This is a genomic window from Streptomyces sp. NPDC015171, from assembly GCF_043079545.1.
Lineage (GTDB): Bacteria > Actinomycetota > Actinomycetes > Streptomycetales > Streptomycetaceae > Streptomyces.
On the sequence record NZ_JBIBUO010000010.1, the window covers coordinates 1 to 16,953 of the forward strand.

Annotated in this window: 9 protein-coding genes; 4 read left to right on the plus strand and 5 right to left on the minus strand. The window is 74.4% G+C overall.

All coding sequences use genetic code 11. From position 1 onward, the window contains the following. Positions 1-413: 413 nt before the first annotated feature. Complete coding sequence (locus ACF073_RS25595) at positions 414-962, minus strand: MarR family winged helix-turn-helix transcriptional regulator (protein WP_392073721.1); 549 nt, start codon at positions 960-962, stop codon at positions 414-416. Positions 963-1,072: 110 nt separating this feature from the next. Here ACF073_RS25595 and ACF073_RS25600 point away from each other — a divergent pair, with 110 nt between their 5' ends. Beyond that, entirely contained in the window at positions 1,073-2,362 is a 1,290-nt protein-coding gene (locus tag ACF073_RS25600) for an MFS transporter (RefSeq protein ID WP_392073722.1), read from the plus strand. An 83-nt stretch (positions 2,363-2,445) separates the two neighbouring features. Here the strand turns inward: ACF073_RS25600 and ACF073_RS25605 are convergent, their stop codons facing one another. Together ACF073_RS25605 and ACF073_RS25610 are read right to left on the minus strand one after the other, a co-directional pair. Next, positions 2,446-4,098 carry a SpoIIE family protein phosphatase gene (locus ACF073_RS25605; protein ID WP_392073723.1) on the minus strand — a complete coding sequence of 551 codons (1,653 nt, stop codon included), beginning with the start codon at positions 4,096-4,098 and terminating at the stop codon, positions 2,446-2,448. 130 nt (positions 4,099-4,228) lie between these two features. Beyond that, positions 4,229-5,608: an NAD(P)/FAD-dependent oxidoreductase gene (locus ACF073_RS25610; RefSeq protein ID WP_392073724.1), complete on the minus strand. Its 1,380-nt coding sequence runs from the start codon at positions 5,606-5,608 to the stop codon at positions 4,229-4,231. Between the two features lie 380 nt (positions 5,609-5,988). Here ACF073_RS25610 and ACF073_RS25615 point away from each other — a divergent pair, with 380 nt between their 5' ends. After that, a complete protein-coding gene (locus ACF073_RS25615; protein WP_392073725.1) occupies positions 5,989-6,801 on the plus strand; it encodes a TetR/AcrR family transcriptional regulator in 813 nt (270 codons plus the stop codon). A gap of 354 nt (positions 6,802-7,155) precedes the next feature. Further along, positions 7,156-9,075 carry a sigma-70 family RNA polymerase sigma factor gene (locus tag ACF073_RS25620; protein WP_392073726.1) on the plus strand — a complete coding sequence of 640 codons (1,920 nt, stop codon included), beginning with the start codon at positions 7,156-7,158 and terminating at the stop codon, positions 9,073-9,075. Here the strand turns inward: ACF073_RS25620 and ACF073_RS25625 are convergent. Then, on the minus strand, positions 9,062-12,478 hold the full coding sequence (locus ACF073_RS25625; RefSeq protein ID WP_392073727.1) for a BTAD domain-containing putative transcriptional regulator: 3,417 nt from the start codon (positions 12,476-12,478) through the stop codon (positions 9,062-9,064). The two genes, ACF073_RS25620 and ACF073_RS25625, sit on opposite strands and share 14 nt — an antisense overlap. Positions 12,479-12,593: 115 nt before the next feature. After that, positions 12,594-14,669, minus strand: a complete 2,076-nt coding sequence (locus ACF073_RS25630) for an asparagine synthase-related protein (RefSeq protein ID WP_392073728.1) — start codon at positions 14,667-14,669, stop codon at positions 12,594-12,596. Between the two features lie 724 nt (positions 14,670-15,393). Here ACF073_RS25630 and ACF073_RS25635 point away from each other — a divergent pair. Next, positions 15,394-16,818 (plus strand): MFS transporter, encoded by a 1,425-nt coding sequence (locus ACF073_RS25635; RefSeq protein WP_392073729.1) that lies wholly within the window; start codon positions 15,394-15,396, stop codon positions 16,816-16,818. Positions 16,819-16,953 lie beyond the last annotated feature (135 nt).

The following is a 16,953-nucleotide window of genomic DNA, read 5'->3' on the forward strand; positions in this document are numbered from 1 at the left end:
CGACTCTATCAGATCTTTTCTCGATCCGATTTCCTCGGTGCTTTCCAGGTTCTCGCTCTCGCGTTTCCCTTTCCGGCGGTTCCGACTCTATCAGATCCTTTCGGCGTCTGACCCCCAGTCAGCGGGGTTTGTCTTCCCGGCCGTTGGGCCGTTCCGACGTCTCAAACCTTAGCGGATCCTCCCGGCGATTCCCAATCGGGCCGCCGAGTCCCTATTCGAATTGAATTCGGGCACGCCGAAATCAACCCGAGGGGGAGATCGTACTGATGGTGTGAGTGGGTGCCGCTCAAAGCGGCTGAGGTGTTGTCGAAGAACCGTTACGGCTCAGCGGCAACCCGAAGAACTCTACGGAACGGGCAGGGGCGTGTCAACACCCTGCTGTCAAGATCTTTTCTACCGGCTTCCGCGCCGCGTCAGTCGAGGTCGCTGAGCCGGCCGCCGGCGTCCGGCTGGGCGTGCTCCACCCTGCGCAGCAGCGTGGTCAGGACCTCGCCGAGCACCGCGCGCTCCGTCGGGGTGAGGTCCTGGAGCAGGTCCTCCTCGAACACCGTCGCCATGCGCATGGCCTCCAGCCACTTCTCACGGCCCTCCGGAGTCAGCTCCACGATGACACGGACGCGGTTGGACTCGTCGCGCTCCCGGGTGACCAGCCCCTCGGCGACCATGCGGTCGATCCGGTGGGTCATCGCGGCCGGAGTGAGGCCGAGGCGCTTGGCCAGGTCGCTGGGGCCCATGCGGTACGGGGCGCCGGAGAGGACCAGCGCCTTGAGGACCTCCCACTCGGCGTTGCTGATGCCGAGGGCGGCGGTCTGGCGGCCGTACGCGACGTTCATCCTGCGGTTCAGCCGGGACAGCGCCGACACGATCTTCTCGACCTGGGGGTCGAGGTCGTGGAACTCGCGTTGGTATGCGGCGATCTGTTCTTCGAGCGTCGGCTCTGTGACGCCGGGAGTGTCGGCCATGTCCGCAGTATGGCACGCAACCCCTTTGCTTTGAAGTCCTTCACTGTGTACTCTTTAGCTTCGAACTTTAGCTTCGAAGTCTTCAGATCTAACTAGTGAGAGAGGTGAACGTGACCAGGGCGATGGGCGCGGCGATGCGCCGGATCCACGTGGGCAACGCACTCAGCGCGTTCGGGCTGGGCTTCACCGTCCCCTACCTGTACGTCTATGTGGCGCAGGTGCGGGGACTCGGGGCCATGACGGCGGGACTCGTGCTCGCCGTCTTCGCCGTGGCCGCGCTGATCGTGCTGCCGTTCGCCGGCCGGGCGATCGTGCGGCGCGGCCCGCTGCCGGTTCTGCTCGCCGCCCTGGTGACCGCCGCTCTGGGCGCGCTGAGCCTCGGTCTCGCGGCCGGCGCCGTGACCGTGCTGCTCGCCGCGGCGGCGCTCGGCGCCGGGCAGGCCGTGATGCAGCCGGCACTGGCCACGATGATCGTCGACTGCTCCACGGCGGACACGCGCTCGCGTGCGTTCGCGATGCAGTTCTTCCTGCAGAACCTGGGCCTCGGTGTGGGTGGTCTCATCGGCGGCCACCTCGTCGACACCACGCGCGTGTCCTCGTTCACGCTGCTGTTCGCGATCGAGGCGGCGATGTTCCTGCTGCTGGCCGGGGTGATGGCGACCGTGCGGATGCCGCACTCGCCGCGCCTGGAGGACGCTCCCGGGGGGTCGGCGAAGGGCAGCTGGAAGCAGCTGCTCGGGAACCGGGCCATGGTGCAGCTGTGCGTGCTGGGCTTCGTGCTCTTCTTCGCCTGCTACGGACAGTTCGAGTCGGGGCTGAGCGCCTACGGCGTCGAGGCGGCCGGGATCTCCACCTCCGCCCTGGGTACGGCGCTGGCCGCGAACACGCTGATGATCGTGGTCGCCCAGTTCGCCGTGCTGAAGCTCGTCGAGCGGCGCCGGCGGTCCCGGGTCGTCGCCCTGGTCGGACTGATCTGGACGGTGGCCTGGCTGGCCGCCGGGTACGCGGGGCTCGGGCACGGCAGCCAGGAGATGGCCACGGCCGCGTTCGTGTCGACGTACGCGCTGTTCGGGCTCGGCGAGGCGATGCTGTCGCCGACCGTCGCGCCGCTGGTCGCCGATCTGGCGCCCGAGGGCATGGCCGGGCAGTACAACTCGGCGTTCGCGCTGGTCAAGCAGTTGGCGCTGGCGGTCGGTCCGGCGGTGGGCGGCCCGCTGGGCGCCTCGCTGCACGGGCCGTACATCGTGACCTTCCTGCTGTTCTCGCTGGGGATCACGTTCCTGGCGCTGCGGCTGGGCCGGCAGCTCACCGACGTACAGGACCAGCCCTGGCTGGCGCGCGGGACGCGGGTGGTCACGCGGGGCGGGGCGGCCACGGAGTCGGTGGCCGCGCAGGCGTGATCCGGTGGTCCGGGACGGCCGTCACCTTCGGGTGGCGGCCGTCGGCGTGTCCGGGGACGGGGACGGGGGAGGGGGCGGCCCGGTCAGTGCTTCGCTCTCGGCAGGACGAACTCGCACCACACCGCCTTTCCGCCGCCCGGTGTACGGCGGGAGCCCCAGCTGGAGGCGATCGTCGCCACGATCGCGATGCCCCGGCCCGACTCGTCCACGGGTTCGGCGCGGCGGCGCCTCGGCAGGTGGTCGTCGCCGTCGGTGACCTCGACGATGAGCCGGCGGTCGGTGCGGCGGAGTCTGAGCCGCATGGGCGGGGTGCCGTGCTGGAGGCTGTTGGCGACCAGTTCGCTGGTGGCGAGGACGCCGAGGTCGTGCAGTTCGGCGGGGAAGCGCCAGCTGGTCAGGACACCGGAGGCGAAGGCACGGGCGCGCGGGGCGGCCTCGACACCGCCGAGGAGTTCGAGGGCCGCGTTGCGGAAGAGGTCGCCGTCCGGTCCCGTACGGGCCGGGTGCTGGAGGACGAGGACGGCGACGTCGTCGTCGTGGTCGGCGGTGACGCCGGCCGAGCGGACCAGGCGGTCGCAGACGACCTGCGGGGTGCCGGTGGCGCCGGCGAGGGCCCCTTCGAGCTTGGCGATGCCCTCGTCCAGATCGGCGTCGCGGCGTTCGACCAGGCCGTCGGTGTAGAGGACGGCGGTGGCGCCGGGGCCGAGCGCGATGGAGCCGGAGGCGTGCATCCAGCCGCCGGTACCGAGCGGCGGCCCGGTGGGTTCGTCGGCGCGCAGGACCGTGCCGTTCTCGTCGCGGACCAGGATCGGCAGATGCCCGGCCGAGGCGTACACCAGCCGGCCCTCGTTCGGGTCGTGGACGGCGTAGACGCAGGTGGCGATCTGGTTGGCGTCGATCTCGGCGGCGAGGCCGTCGAGGAGCTGGAGGACCTCGTGCGGGGGCAGGTCGAGGCGGGCGTAGGCGCGGACGGCCGTGCGGAGCTGGCCCATGACGGCCGCCGCCCGCACGCCGCGGCCCATGACGTCGCCGATGACCAGGGCGGTACGGCCGCCGCCGAGGGTGATCACGTCGTACCAGTCGCCGCCGACCGCCGCCTCGGTGCCGCCGGGCTGGTAGGTGGCGGCGATGCGCAGGTCGTCGGGCTGTTCCAGTTCCTGCGGGAGCAGGGAGCGCTGGAGGGTGACGGCCGTCTCGCGCTGGCGGCGCTCGCTGGCGCGCAGGCGTTCGGCGGCCTCGGCGTGATCGGTGACGTCGGTGGCGAAGACCAGCACGCCGGCGTCGCGGTCGCCGTCCTCGGGGACGGGGGTGCAGGTGAAGGTGTACGAGCGGCCGTCGACGGCCTTGCGGGACTTCAGGGTGCGGGGCTTGCCGCTGCGCAGCACCTGGTCGAGCAGCGGGAGCAGGCCGAGTTCGGCGAGTTCGGGCAGGGCCTCGCGGGCGGCGGTGCCGGTGGTGCGGGTGCCGAAGGCGGCGGTGTAGGCGTCGTTGACGTAGGCGATGCGGTGGTCGGGGCCGTGGACGAGGGCGACGAGGGCCGGGACGCGCTCCAGGACGTCACACGCGGGCAGTTCGTCCACGGCGGGCACCGCGGGTCTCTCGTCGGCGGACTGTTCGGCGCGGGCCGCGGGCACGGATCCTTCCCCCCGCCGGTCCGGGGAGACCGAGGTCTCGGTCCGCGCGGCGGCGCGGCGCTGCGTTCCGGGGAGCCGGGCGCTCCAGCGCGTGAAGTTCACAGTGGGGAAAGCCTCGTGGGTGCGGTGGACGGGCGGGGGCCCGTCCGAGGACGTGGGGCAGTCTGGCAGGGAGCGGGCCGCGACGACATCCGTCAGACGCCTCAGCGGTCCAGGGAGTTCCTGAGTCCGGTCAGGACGACCCCTTCGGGTCGTCGGAGGGGCTGTGAGGAGGCTTTCCACCGGCCGCCAGTTCGAACTCCGCTCGGGGGTGTTCGAGTGAGCCGAGGGAGACGATCTCGCGTTTGAAGAGTCCGGCGAGGGTCCATTCGGCGAGCACCCGGGCCTTGCGGTTGACGGTGGGCACCCGGCTGAGGTGGTACGCGCGGTGCATGAACCACGCAGGGTAGCCCTTCAGCCTGCGGCCGTAGACCTGGGCGACGCCCTTGTGCAGGCCGAGGGAGGCGACCGAGCCGACGTACTTGTGCGCGTACGTCCGCAGGGGCTCGCCGCGCAGGGAGTGGACGATGTTGTCGCCGAGGACCCTGGCCTGGCGGAGCGCGTGCTGGGCGTTGGGGGCGGTCTCGGTGCCGGGTTCGGCGGCCGTGACGTCGGGTACGGCGGCGGCGTCGCCGGCGGCCCAGGCGTGCTCGGTGCCGTCGACGGTCAGCTGGGCCGTGCACCGCAGCCGGCCGCGGCCGGTGCGCGGCAGATCGGTGGCGGCGAGCAGCGGGTGCGGTTTGACGCCGGCCGTCCAGACGAGCGTGCGGGTCGGGAAGCGCTGGCCGTCGCTGAGCCGGGCGACGCGGTCGGCGCAGGACTCCAGGCGGGTGCCCAGGAGCACCTGGATGTTGCGGGCGCGCAGCTGGGTGACGGTGTAGCGGCCCATCTCCGGGCCGACCTCGGGGAGGATGCGGTCGGTGGCCTCCACGAGGATCCACTTCATGTCCTCGGGGCGGAGGTTGTGGTAGTAGCGCGCGGCGTAGCGGGCCATGTCCTCCAGTTCGCCGAGGGCCTCGACGCCCGCGTAGCCGCCGCCGACGAACACGAAGGTGAGGGCGGCGTCGCGGACCGCGGGGTCGCGGGTGGAGGAGGCGATGTCCATCTGCTCGATGACGTGGTTGCGCAGGCCGATGGCCTCCTCGACGGTCTTGAACCCGATGCCGTGCTCGGCGAGACCGGGGACGGGCAGGGTGCGGGAGACCGATCCGGGGGCGAGCACGAGTTCGTCGTAGCCGAGGAGTTCGGCGGACCTTCCCTCCTCGGCGGTGGCGAGTGTGGTGACGGCGGCGGTGCGCAGGGCGTGGTCGATGGAGGTCACCTCGCCGACGACGACATGGCAGCGGTCGAGGACGCGGCGCAGCGGTACGACGACATGGCGCGGCGAGATCGATCCCGCGGCGGCCTCCGGGAGGAAGGGCTGGTACGTCATGTAGGGGTCCGGAGTGACGACGGTGATGTCGACCTCGCCCCTCCTCAGCTCGGCCTTCAGCTTCCGCTGGAGGCGCAGGGCCGTGTACATCCCGACGTAGCCGCCGCCGACAACCAGAATGCGCGCACGTTCCTTCACCATCCCATGACGCACCCGGCGCTGTTGTTTGTCCACAGCCCCGACAATTTGTGTGACCGGCGGCCGGCTGCGCGAGGCGCCGGGCGGGGCGTCCGTGCGGGACGAAAGGGGGCAGGTCAGCGGGGGCGGGTGACAGGGGACGAAGGGCGGTAATCGGGACGTACACGCCCCGTACTCCGATCGGGGGGCGCACTGTGCGGAACCTGCCCCTTCTGAATTGACTTCCTCTCAACTATGTTCGTGTGTCGACGGGGTGTAGGGAATGTGGTCGAACGGGTCCGCGACGGGCGGTTCCGGTCGGGACCGATGCCGCTTCCGCGCACTTCGGATTCAGTGGCGGGGAGAGTCTCCGGGGGGAGACGTCCATGTACCGGGGGAAACACATGCATGTTCAGGACACGCATTGGGCATCCGCAGCTGCCATCGCACCTGGTGGCAAAGCGATGAGCGCGGTGGGCAACGGGCGCGTGGACACCGCGCGCACGACACCGCTGCGGGTCGACGCACAGCGCAATCTGGAGCACGTGCTGCGTGCGGCGCGTGAGGTGTTCGGCGAGCTCGGGTACGGAGCGCCGATGGAGGACGTGGCGCGGCGCGCTCGGGTCGGGGTCGGCACGGTGTACCGGCGCTTTCCCAGCAAGGACGTGCTGGTCCGGCGGATCGCCGAGGAGGAGACGGCGCGGCTGACCGAGCAGGCGCGTACCGCTCTCGGGCAGGAGGACGAGCCGTGGTCGGCGCTGTCGCGGTTCCTGCGGACGTCCGTGGCGTCGGGGGCGGGGCGGTTGCTGCCGCCGCAGGTGCTGCGGGTCGGTTCCGGCGAGTCGTCCGACGGCGGCTCCGCCGGGGTGACGGGTTCCGTGGGTGCCATCGGTGCCGTGGGTGCCATCGGTGCCGCCGAGGCGGCCCGGGTGCCTCAGCAGCGGCTGCAGTCGGGCGGTGCCGAGCTGCGGCTGGTGGCGGAGGAGGCCGCGCCGACGGCCGACGACGCCGGGGCCGGGGCGCTGCTTGAGGTCGTCGGGCAGTTGGTGGATCGGGCGCGGGCGGCCGGTGAGCTGCGGCCGGACGTGTCGGTGGGGGATGTGCTGCTGGTGATCGCCACGGCGGCGCCGTCCCTGCCGGATGCCGCGCAGCAGGCGGCGGCGTCGGCCCGGCTGCTGGAGATCCTGCTGGAGGGGCTTCGGTCCCGGCCGGCGTAGGCCGCGGGGCGGCCGGGGCGGGAGGTGCCGGGGTGCCGGCGCGCTCGCCCCGGCTTCGCCTTCGCCTTCGGACGGTGCGCGTTTCCCACCCGGACCACCCGTGCGGCTTGCACGGGTGGTCCGGGTGGCCCTTTTCCGGGGGGGTGATCGCCCTCCGCGCGTGCGGGTCCCGTCGGGGGTCGGCAGGGCGTGCCCGGTGGGCAAGTGGCTTGTGTTCGACGGGTGTTCGGGGAGTGTGGGGGAAGTCCGCCCGGATGGGTGGATGGGGTGGACTGGGGGTCCGCCGCGGAAAGGCCCTGTGGCACCCTGAGCCGGTGACGGATTGGGCTGGGCCGGTGTCGGGGGCTTTCCGCGATGAGCGTTGACGGGTGGGACGAGTCACGCGGTGACGGCGGCGACGCGGAGACGCGCGAGCTGGCCTCACCCCAGGTACCGAACCAAGGCGGCCGCCCGGCCTCCTCCGTACCGAGCCAGGGGGGCCGCCCGGCTGCCTCCGGTGGGCCCGGCGACGAGAGCGTGCCGGCCCAGCGCGAGGGAAGCGTGCTGCCGCCGCCCCGCGAGATGCCGCCCGCGGACGGCGAGCTGATCGAGCGGATGCGCGCCGGTGACGACTCCGCCTACGCGGAGCTGTACCGGCGGCATGCCGACGGGGTGCGACGGTATGCCCGGACCTGCTGCCGGGACGGCCACACCGCCGACGACCTCACCGCCGAGGTGTTCGCGCGGATGCTGCAGGCGGTGCGCGGCGGTTCGGGCCCCGAACACGCCGTACGGGCTTATCTGCTGACCTCCGTACGCCGTGTCGCCGCGCACTGGGCCAGGTCCGCCCGGCGGGAGCAGCTCGTGGACGACTTCGCCGCCTTCGCCCAGCAGGCCGCGCGGACCACGGAGGCGGCCGACGACGACACGCTCGGCCTCGGCGCCGATGTGCGCGCCCTGCACGAGGCCGAGCAGTCCATGGCCATGCAGGCCTTCCGTTCGCTGCCCGAGCGCTGGCAGGCCGTGCTGTGGCACACCGAGGTGGAGGACGAGTCCCCGAGCGAGGTGGCCGTCCTGTTCGGGCTGGACGCCAACGGCACCCGGGTGCTCGCCAGCCGCGCCCGCGAAGGGCTGAAGCAGGCCTATCTCCAGGCCCATGTCAGCGCCTCCCTCGCCCACGACGAGGAGTGCGCCCGCTACGCCGACCAGCTCGGCGGCTACGCCCGCCGCAAGCTGCGCGTCCGGGCCGAGCGCGGCCTGCGCAAGCATCTGGCGGAGTGCGCCAGGTGCCGGCTGGCGGCGGCGCAGATCGAGGAGGTCGCGAGCGGTATCCCCGCGGTCGTCCCGGTCGCGGTCATCGGCTGGTTCGGGGCCGCCGGGTACGCCAAGGCGCTCGGGATCGCGGCGGGCGGCGCCGGCGTCGGGGCCGCAGGGGCCGCCGCCGCGGCCGGCGGATCGTCCGGCGGTGCGGGCGGTGCGGGCGGGGCCGCGGCCTCCGAGGGGCTCGGGGCGCCGGTGAAGGCAGGCATCGCGGCCGGTGTGGTCGCGGTGGCCGCCGCCGCTGTCGCGCTGGCGCTGGTGAACGACAGCCGTCCGGCGAAGGAGGTCGCCGAGCCGTCGCCGTCCGCGCCGATCGTGCGGCCCGAGCCGCCGGCGCCGACGCCCTCGACGCCGCCGCCCACACCCACACCCACGCCCACACCGCCGCCGCCCAAGCCCTCGCCGAAGCCCGTGGTCGTCGCCCCTGAGCCGACCCCCACCCCCACCCCCACACCGAAGCCCACGCCCACGCCGACCCCGACGCCGAAGCCGACACCCACACCGACCCCGACCCCGGCGCCCACGCCGCCGCCCGCACCCACCGTCTACGAACTGAACGAGCTGCGCTTCGACGTCGACGGCGACGGCACCGAGCCCGAGATCGCGCTGGGCGGGAGCAGCTGGGTGTGGCAGCGGGACGACATGTCGGTCGGCGGCAAGCAGTACGCGCGCGGGATCACCGTCCACGGCCGGTCCTCCGTCACCATCGGCCTCAACCGGCAGTGCACCGCGTACGACGCGCTGGCCGGCGTGGACGACCTGACCCTCGGCCTCGGCAGGGTGTCCTTCTCCGTCTACGCCGACGGGGTCCGGCTGTGGCGCTCCGGCGGGGTGGCGGGCCGCGACCGGGCCGTCCCGGTGCATGTGGATCTCACCGGGCGAAAGACCGTCCGGCTCGTGGTGGAACCGCACCGCGACCCCTTCGACGGGCTGGCGCTGGCGGACTGGGCGGAGTCCCGTTTCACCTGCCGCTAGACAGGTCCCGGCGTTCCTCGGCGGGCGCCGCCGCGGCGTCCATCTCCCGCAGGGCCTCCGGCACCCCGAAGGCCGCGCCCCGGGCGCACTCCGCGGCGTAGCGGTCGGCCGGCAGGGCCGCGCGGGCGGTGGCCCGTACCCGGGCGGCCCTGCCGCGCTCCGGCTCGGCCCGCGGGTTGCCGGCACGCCAGTGGTCCGCCGCTGCGAACAGCCGCAGCGCGCCGGGCAGATCACCGAGCCGGGCCAGCAGACCGGCCGCCACGTCCACCAGGCCGGCCGTGATCACCTCGGCGCACTGGTGGGCCACGGCCCCTCGCAGGGCGTCCGCCAGGATCGGCAGCGCGTGCGCCGGGCCCGACTCGTCGGCCACGAGCAGCGCCTCGACCATCTGCTTGGCCGCCAGGAACTGCGGGGGCGGGGTGCCGTCCCGCATCGCCGCGCAGGTCTCCTCGTACAGCTCGCGGGCGCGGGCGGTCTGTCCGTGGTGCAGGGCGATGTCGGCGCGCAGCATCAGCACGAAGGCCCGCGCCTCCGACACCGCGTACCGGTCGGCGGCCGTGCCGGCCTCGTCGAGGGCGGCCAGCGCGGCCTCCGGGTCACCGTGGCGGTAGGCGACCTCGGCGAGCCGGGCGATCAGGAACGGCGACTCGGCGTACGCCCCCACCTCGTAGGCGAGACGCAGTGCCTCCTCGTACTCGTCGCGTGCCTGCGCGTACCGGCCGCGGGCCATGGCCGCCTCGCCCGCCGCGCCGCACACCTGCGCCCGCATCCAGCGGTCGCCCACGCGCCGGCCGAGCGTCCGCAGTTCGGCGAGGTCCTCGTCCACGCCCTGGAGGTTGCCCGGCGAGTCGACGGTGACGTGGGTGCGGTACATCAGGGAGACCCCGATCTCCCAGTCGCCGCCGTACCGCCGGCAGTTGGCGACGGCCCGCGTCATGTCCGGGAGGACGTCGGCCGGACCGCCCAGGTAGTAGGCGGTCAGCGGCCAGACGACACCGGGGAGGCGGGCGGCCTGCGGGCCGCCGTGCTCGTAGACCGCCCGCACGCGCGCGATGTACCGCGGCGCCCGCTCGTCGGTCACGAGGTTCTCCGGGCTCGACTCGGAGGTCAGGAACAGGTCGAGCATGCGCAGGTCCATCCGCAGCTCGTGCAGCGGATGCATGGCCTGGCCGTCGGGCTCGGCGAGGAGGGCGCCCACCGGGTCGGCCGAGGCCGTCCGCTCCCTCAGCGCGCCGGCCGGCGCGTCCGCGGGGAGGGTGTCGAGGGCGACGCCGAGGCGGAGCACCAGCCGCACCCAGGACACCGCCTCCTGGCGGTGGTTGCGCAGCCACCAGAACCAGCCGATGGCGAGGACGATGGCCGCCGCCTCCGGCTCGTCGCCCGCGTGCACCGCGCGGTCCAGGGCCGCGCGGATGTTGTCCAGCTCGGTCTCCAGGCGGGTGAACCAGGGGAGCTGGGCCGCCGACCGCAGCTGGGGTTCGGCCTCCTCCACCAGGGCCCGCGCCCAGGCGCGGTGGCGGCGCTCGGCCGCCGCGCGCAGACCGGGGACCTCGGCCGCGCGCTCGGTGGCGTACTCGTGGATGGTCTCCAGCAGGCGGTAGCGCATTCCGGAGCCGGTGCCGTCCGGGTCGTGCGGGTCGGCGACCACGAGGGACTTGTCGACCAGCGCGCCGATCAGCTCTGCCGCCGGGCCGGTGCACACGGCCTCGGCCGCCGCCAGGTCCCAGCCGCCGGCGAAGACCGACACCTCGCGCAGGACGGTCCGCTCCCGCTCGTCCAGCAGGTCCCAGGACCAGTCGACGACCGCGCGCAGGGTCTGCTGGCGGGGCAGGACCGTGCGGCTTCCGGAGGTGAGCAGCCGGAAGCGGTCGTCGAGCCGGTCGGCGATCTGCCGCGGGGTCAGCAGCCTGAGCCGGGCCGCGGCCAGCTCGATGGCGAGCGGCAGCCCGTCGAGGCGGCGGCAGATCTCCGCGACGGCCGCGGTGTCGCCGTCCGCCGCGCCGGCGTCGGGGCGGACGGCCAGCGCGCGCTCGGTGAAGAGCCGGTGCGCCTGCTCCGGGACGAGGGGCTCGACCGGGCGCACCGATTCACCGGGGACGCCCAGGGGTTCACGGCTGGTCGCGAGGATCGTGAGGCCGGGGCAGCGGGTGAGCAGGGTCTCGGCGAGGGCGGCGGCCGCGTCGATGACGTGCTCGCAGTTGTCGAGGATCAGGAGGTGGCCGCGCGCGGCGCAGTACTCGATCAGCAGGGCCGTGGGGTCGGCCTGTGCGGTCGCCAGCTCGTTGGTCAGCAGCGCGGTCTCGCGCAGGCCGAGCGCGCTGACCACCGCGCCGGGCACCGCCTCCGGCCGGTCGAGCGGGGCCAGCTCGACCAGCCAGGCCGAGGGGAGCGCCGCGGCGGCCTCCTCGGCGAGACGGGTCTTCCCCGAGCCGCCCGGTCCGGTGAGGGTGACCAGGCGGGCCCTGTGCAAGTCGGAACGAATGGCCCGGAGTTCTGGTTCCCGCCCGACGAACGACGTCAGCCGGGGGCGGAGGTTTCCGGTGCGCTCGGGGGGTTGGGCGGGGGACGGCGGCGTGGGATGCGGGTGCGCCGGAAGTGGGTGCGCCGGAACCGGGTGCGGGTGCCCGTGCGCGGGATGCGGATGCGGGGATGCCGGGGACGTGGGAAACGCGGGGGACGCGGTGTTCTCCTGCTTCAGCAGCGCCGCGTGCAGTGCCCGGAGTTCCGCGCCGGGATCGGTGCCGAGGGTCTCGGCGAGGGTGCGGCGGGCGGACTCGTACGCGGCGAGGGCGTCGGCCGGGCGGCCCGTGTCGCGCAGGGCGCGGATGAGCAGGACGTGCAGGGGCTCGTCGTAGGGGTGGGCGGCGGTCAGCTCCCGCAGTTCGGGTACGGCCTCCCGGGCGCGGCCGAGGTCGAGGGCGGCGGCGGCGCGGGCCCGGGTCGCCTCCAGGCGCAGGGCCTCGGATCGGGTGGCGGCGGTGCGGTCGGGGAGGTCGGCGAGGGCCGGGCCGTACCAGAGGGCCAGGGCCTGGCCGAGGGTGCGGTGGGCGGCGGCCGGGTCGCCGGCGGCGAGGGCGGCGGTGCCGATGCGGGTGAGCCGTTCGAAGACGTGGAGGTCCACGTCCTCCTCGGTGGCCGCGAGGCGGTAGCCGCCCGGGGCGGAGACGACGCTGTCCCTGCCGAGGGCGCGGCGGAGGCGGCCGACCAGGGCCTGGAGGGCGGCCGGGGCGTCCTGGGGCGGGTCGTCGGCCCAGATCTCGTCGATGAGGGTGTCGGGGGTGGCGGTGCGGCCGGGGCGCAGGGCGAGGGCCGCGAGGAGCGTACGCAGGCGCTGGCCGCCGATGGGTAGGGCGGTGCCCTGGTCGTCTGCTGCTTGGGTTACGCCCAGGATTCTGTACCGCACCGGGTCATTGTCGCGGCGGGCGGGGGACGGGGCACGGGAGTTTTTTCGAACCGGTGGGTGAGAGGGGCCCCGGGCGAGGGTGCGCCCTGGGTCTCCCCGTCCCCCGTGGGCCGCCTCACGCCCCCGGCGTGAGCGCGCTGCGGCGGGGCTGGATGCCGGAGGGGACCGCGCGGGAGCGGGTGGGGGTGCCGGTCCAGCAGGTGCCCCTGCGGGCCAGGAGGCGGCGGAGCCAGAGTTCGAGGGAGATGAGGTCGGCCAGACCGTCAAGCGGCAGGGATTCGCCGGCCGCGGCGGCGCGGACGGCCTTGCGGACGACGCGGGCCTCCACCAGGCCGGCGTCGGCGAGGAGGGGCGTGGCGAAGAGGTCCATCAGGGGGTCGGCCGCCATGCGCAGGCCCGCGCGCGCGGCGGCGGCGGACGACGCGTGGGAGGGGGCGCCCCAGCCGGGCGGCAGCTCGGTGACGCCGGCGCCCTCCAGGACCGTGCGGAGGACGGCGGCGCGGGCTCCGGGCCGGACCCGCAGGGCCTCGGGGAGATCACGGCAGGCACGGACGACCTGGTTGTCGAGGAAGGGCGCGTGCAGGCGCTGGGAGCGGATCTCCGCCGCCTGTTCCAGGACGCGGAGGTCGGCGGCGTGCCGGGCGAGTGCCGCACGCGCACGGTGTTCGCCGGGGCGCTGCGCACCGGTTCCGGAGCGGTCCGCCTCCGCCTGGAGCAGAACCGATACTTCAGCCAGTGCCTCTCCCGTCAGCCACCGCGCGGCCGGCCCGGGTCGCGCCCAGGTCAGCGCGGCGAGGGAGGCGCCTACCGCCCCCTTGGGCTCCTCGAAGCGGCGCCGCATCAGCCGCTCGGCCAGCACGTCGAGGCCCGCGCGGTAGGGGGTGCGGGCGAGGCGCCGGGCCGCGCCGTACACGCGCGCGGGGACCATCACCGAGCCGTCCGCGCGCGCGAGCGCGGCGACCGGGCGGACCAGGTGGCGCCGCCGGCGGTCCACCAGGAGGTCGGCGAGGCGGGCGGGGTGGGCGTCCAGGACCTGGCGGGCGCCGTGGCCGGTGAAGTGGTCGGCGCTGCCGGCGGCGAGCCGCGCGCGGTGCCGGGCCGCCAGGACCAGGGAGGGGCCCGGCTCGTCGGTCAGGGGGCCGTCGAGTTCGGCGTACGGCAGGGTCTCCTCGGCGCCGGTGACCACGACGTGGTGGAGGCGGGGGTTGGCGGCCAGCTCCCCGGCGCGTTCCAGTTCGGCCTCGCGGCCGGCCACGGCCAGGTCGTTGAAGGTGACGGCGACCAGGCGCTCGCCCGCGCCCGTGCCGTGGCCCAGGAGCGTGCCGGGTCTGCCGGGCAGCCCGGCGGCCAGCAGCGCGAGGGTGCCGGAGGCGGGTCCGCCGGACAGGTCGGCGCCGATGCCGGGGACCGGCATCCCGCGCGCGGCACGGCGTTCGGCGGGTCCCATGCCGGGCACCGGACCGGGGTCCAGGTCGGGCACGTGCCGGGGTGCCGAGAGCCGGGTGCGGACCGCCTCCACCAGGGCGTCCCGTACGGCGTCCACGGCGCGGCCGGGCTCGGCCGGGGGCGCGGCCACGGCGAGCGAGGCGACCGGCTCGTACCCGGCGATCTCGCGCGCTCCGGCGCGCAGCACCAGCGCGTGCCCCGGGGGAATGCGCCGTACGCCGTCGTACGGGGTGGTGTCGCGCAGCGCGGCCGGCACGTCCGGGGCGGCGAGCAGGGCGGCGAGGTGGGTGAAGTCGAGGTTGGCCTCGATCAGGTCGGCGAGGGGCAGGGCCGCGGTGGCGTAGGCCGTGCCGCCGGACCAGGGGGTGTGGAACACCGGCCGGGCGCCCGCGAGATCGCCGCACACGGTGATGCGGCGGCCGGCCTGGACGACGGCCGTGTAGCTGCCGGGCCAGGAGGTCAGATGGCGTACCGCGCCCCCGCGCGCGGTGACGATGCCGCGCCGCAGCTCCTCGTCGCTCGCGCCGCAGATGCCGAGGACGGCGATCCGGTGCTGCGCGTCGGCGTGCACCACGCGCACCTCGTCGGGGCGCCAGTCGCCGACGGCCCACAGCGGATCCGGGTCGCCCCACAGGAGCTGGGAGCCGACCGGGTGCAGGGTCTCCCCGTCGTACCCGACGGCACCCGCGGAGCCGATCCCGGCGGCGCCCGCGGCGGTGCTGCTCCACCCCACCAACCACCGCATCGACGCCTCCACGGACTGTGGACAACCAGTGCACCGTACGAACCGGATCCCCATGCTGCCATGAAGGGCACGTCGGAGAGGTGCGGTGGCACCGCCTTCGATCGGGGGAAGTTCACACGGCGGGCCAGGGGAGTTGACGGGCGGCCGAGGTGTGCGGAGCCGGCGCGGGCCGGGAGGCATCCGACGGGTGCGGCGCGAATGCGCCCCCAGTGCGCTCCCCCAAAACCCCCTTCGCGCCCTCAAGTTGCATGGTCGGGACGGCAGAACACCGCATCAACAGGGGTCGCTTTTCGGCCAAATCGTCGGCGAGACGCCGGAACCGAGCACGCTCCGTACAGTACCGATGAGTACGAAAGGGTGCGGAAGCGCGCACGGTCCGGGAGGCGTTCACCGCCTCCCGGACCGGTCCGCCACCCGCGGGGATGAAGGTGGCGGTGTCCCCCAGCCCACTGGATCCAGTACAGCGGGCCGACCCACGCAAGTGCCATGGAACCGCTCCCCCGGTGGCCGGAGAAGAGCGCACGGGCGGGCGCACGGCCACACGGACGGGGGCACGCGGCGACAGAGCGTGCACGGTGCGTACAGGGACGCACTTCCGTACGGGCCACAATCCCGCCATCCGGAACAATGCCCCTTAACGCTTGGGATGCGGCGAACTACGCTGGGTTTACGAATGCCGCGTGGTTATGCCAGCACGGCAGCCGTCTGTGTCGAGGGGTGGCGCATGTCCAGGGAGCAACGCGGGCCGAACGAAAAACTCGGCGCCGTTCTCGCCCTCGCGGGAATCAGCAACGCGGGCCTCGCCCGACGCGTCAACGACCTTGGCGCGCAACGCGGGTTGACGCTTCGCTACGACAAGACGTCGGTGGCGCGCTGGGTGTCGAAGGGCATGGTGCCGCAGGGTGCGGCGCCCCACCTCATCGCCGCCGCCATCGGCCAGAAGCTGGGCCGTCCGGTGCCGCTCCACGAGATCGGCCTGGCGGACGCGGATCCCGCCCCGGAGGTGGGGCTCGCCTTCCCCAGGGACGTCGGACAGGCGGTGAAGTCGGCGACGGAGCTGTACCGCCTCGACTTCGCCGGCCGCCGGGCCGGCGCGGGCGGCATCTGGCAGTCGCTCGCCGGGTCGTTCGCAGTGAGCGCATACGCAACGCCCGCCTCACGGTGGCTGATAACCCCCGCCGACAGCTCGGTCGCGCGCGAGGCGGGCTCCGTCGAGGGGTCCGGCGCACCGATCAAAGTCGGCCACAGCGATGTGCAGAAGCTGCGGGAGGCCGCCGAGGACGCCAGGCGCTGGGACTCCAAGTACGGGGGCGGGGACTGGCGTTCGTCGATGGTGCCGGAGTGCCTGCGGGTGGAGGCGGCTCCGCTGCTGCTCGGCGCCTACTCCGACGAGGTCGGCCGCGCCCTGTTCGGGGCCTCGGCGGAACTCACCCGGCTCGCCGGGTGGATGGCCTTCGACACCGGGCAGCAGGAGGCGGCGCAGCGGTACTACATCCAGGCGCTGCGCCTCGCGCGCGCGGCGGCGGACGTCCCGCTGGGGGGGTACGTCCTCGCCTCCATGTCGCTCCAGGCGACGTACCGGGGCTTCGGCGACGAGGGCGTGGATCTCGCGCAGGCGGCCCTTGAACGCAACCGGGGTCTGGCGACCGCCCGCACCATGAGCTTCTTCCGGCTGGTGGAGGCGCGGGCACACGCGCGTGCCGGGGACGCGCAGGCGGCCGGCGCGGCGCTGAAGGCGGCCGAGAGCTGGCTGGAGCGGTCCCGCGAGGGCGACAACGACCCGTCGTGGCTGGGCTTCTACTCGTACGACCGGTTCGCCGCCGACGCCGCCGAGTGCTACCGGGACCTGAAGGCGCCGCGGCAGGTCCGGCGCTTCACCGAGCAGGCGCTGTCCCGGCCGACGGAGGAGTTCGTGCGCTCGCACGGGCTGCGGCTGGTCGTCTCGGCGGTGGCGGAGCTGGAGTCGGGCAATCTGGACGCGGCGTGCGAGCAGGGGGTGCGGGCCGTGGAGGTGGCCGGACGGATCTCGTCGGCCCGGACCACGGAGTACGTGAAGGACCTTCTGCACCGGCTGGAGCCCTACGGGGACGAGCCGCGGGTGGTGGAGCTGCGGGAGCGGGCCCGTCCCCTCCTCATGGCGCCGGCGTAGCAACCGCGGCCCGGGTGCGGCGACCGCGGCCCGGCCCGGGTGCGGCGACCGCGGCCCGGCCCGGGTGCGGCGACCGCGGCCCGGCCCGGGTGCGGCGACCGCGGCCCGGGCGTGCGGCCGGCCGCGGCCCCTTCC

Excerpts from the sequence above, each read along its gene's own strand:
- ACF073_RS25620 (WP_392073726.1), top strand. The coding sequence starts at position 7,156 with ATGAGCGTTGACGGGTGGGACGAGTCACGCGGTGACGGCGGCGACGCG.
- ACF073_RS25595 (WP_392073721.1), bottom strand. The coding sequence starts at position 962 with ATGGCCGACACTCCCGGCGTCACAGAGCCGACGCTCGAAGAACAGATC.
- ACF073_RS25615 (WP_392073725.1), top strand. The coding sequence starts at position 5,989 with ATGCATGTTCAGGACACGCATTGGGCATCCGCAGCTGCCATCGCACCT.
- ACF073_RS25630 (WP_392073728.1), bottom strand. The coding sequence starts at position 14,669 with ATGCGGTGGTTGGTGGGGTGGAGCAGCACCGCCGCGGGCGCCGCCGGG.
- ACF073_RS25635 (WP_392073729.1), top strand. The coding sequence starts at position 15,394 with ATGTCCAGGGAGCAACGCGGGCCGAACGAAAAACTCGGCGCCGTTCTC.
- ACF073_RS25610 (WP_392073724.1), bottom strand. The coding sequence starts at position 5,608 with ATGGTGAAGGAACGTGCGCGCATTCTGGTTGTCGGCGGCGGCTACGTC.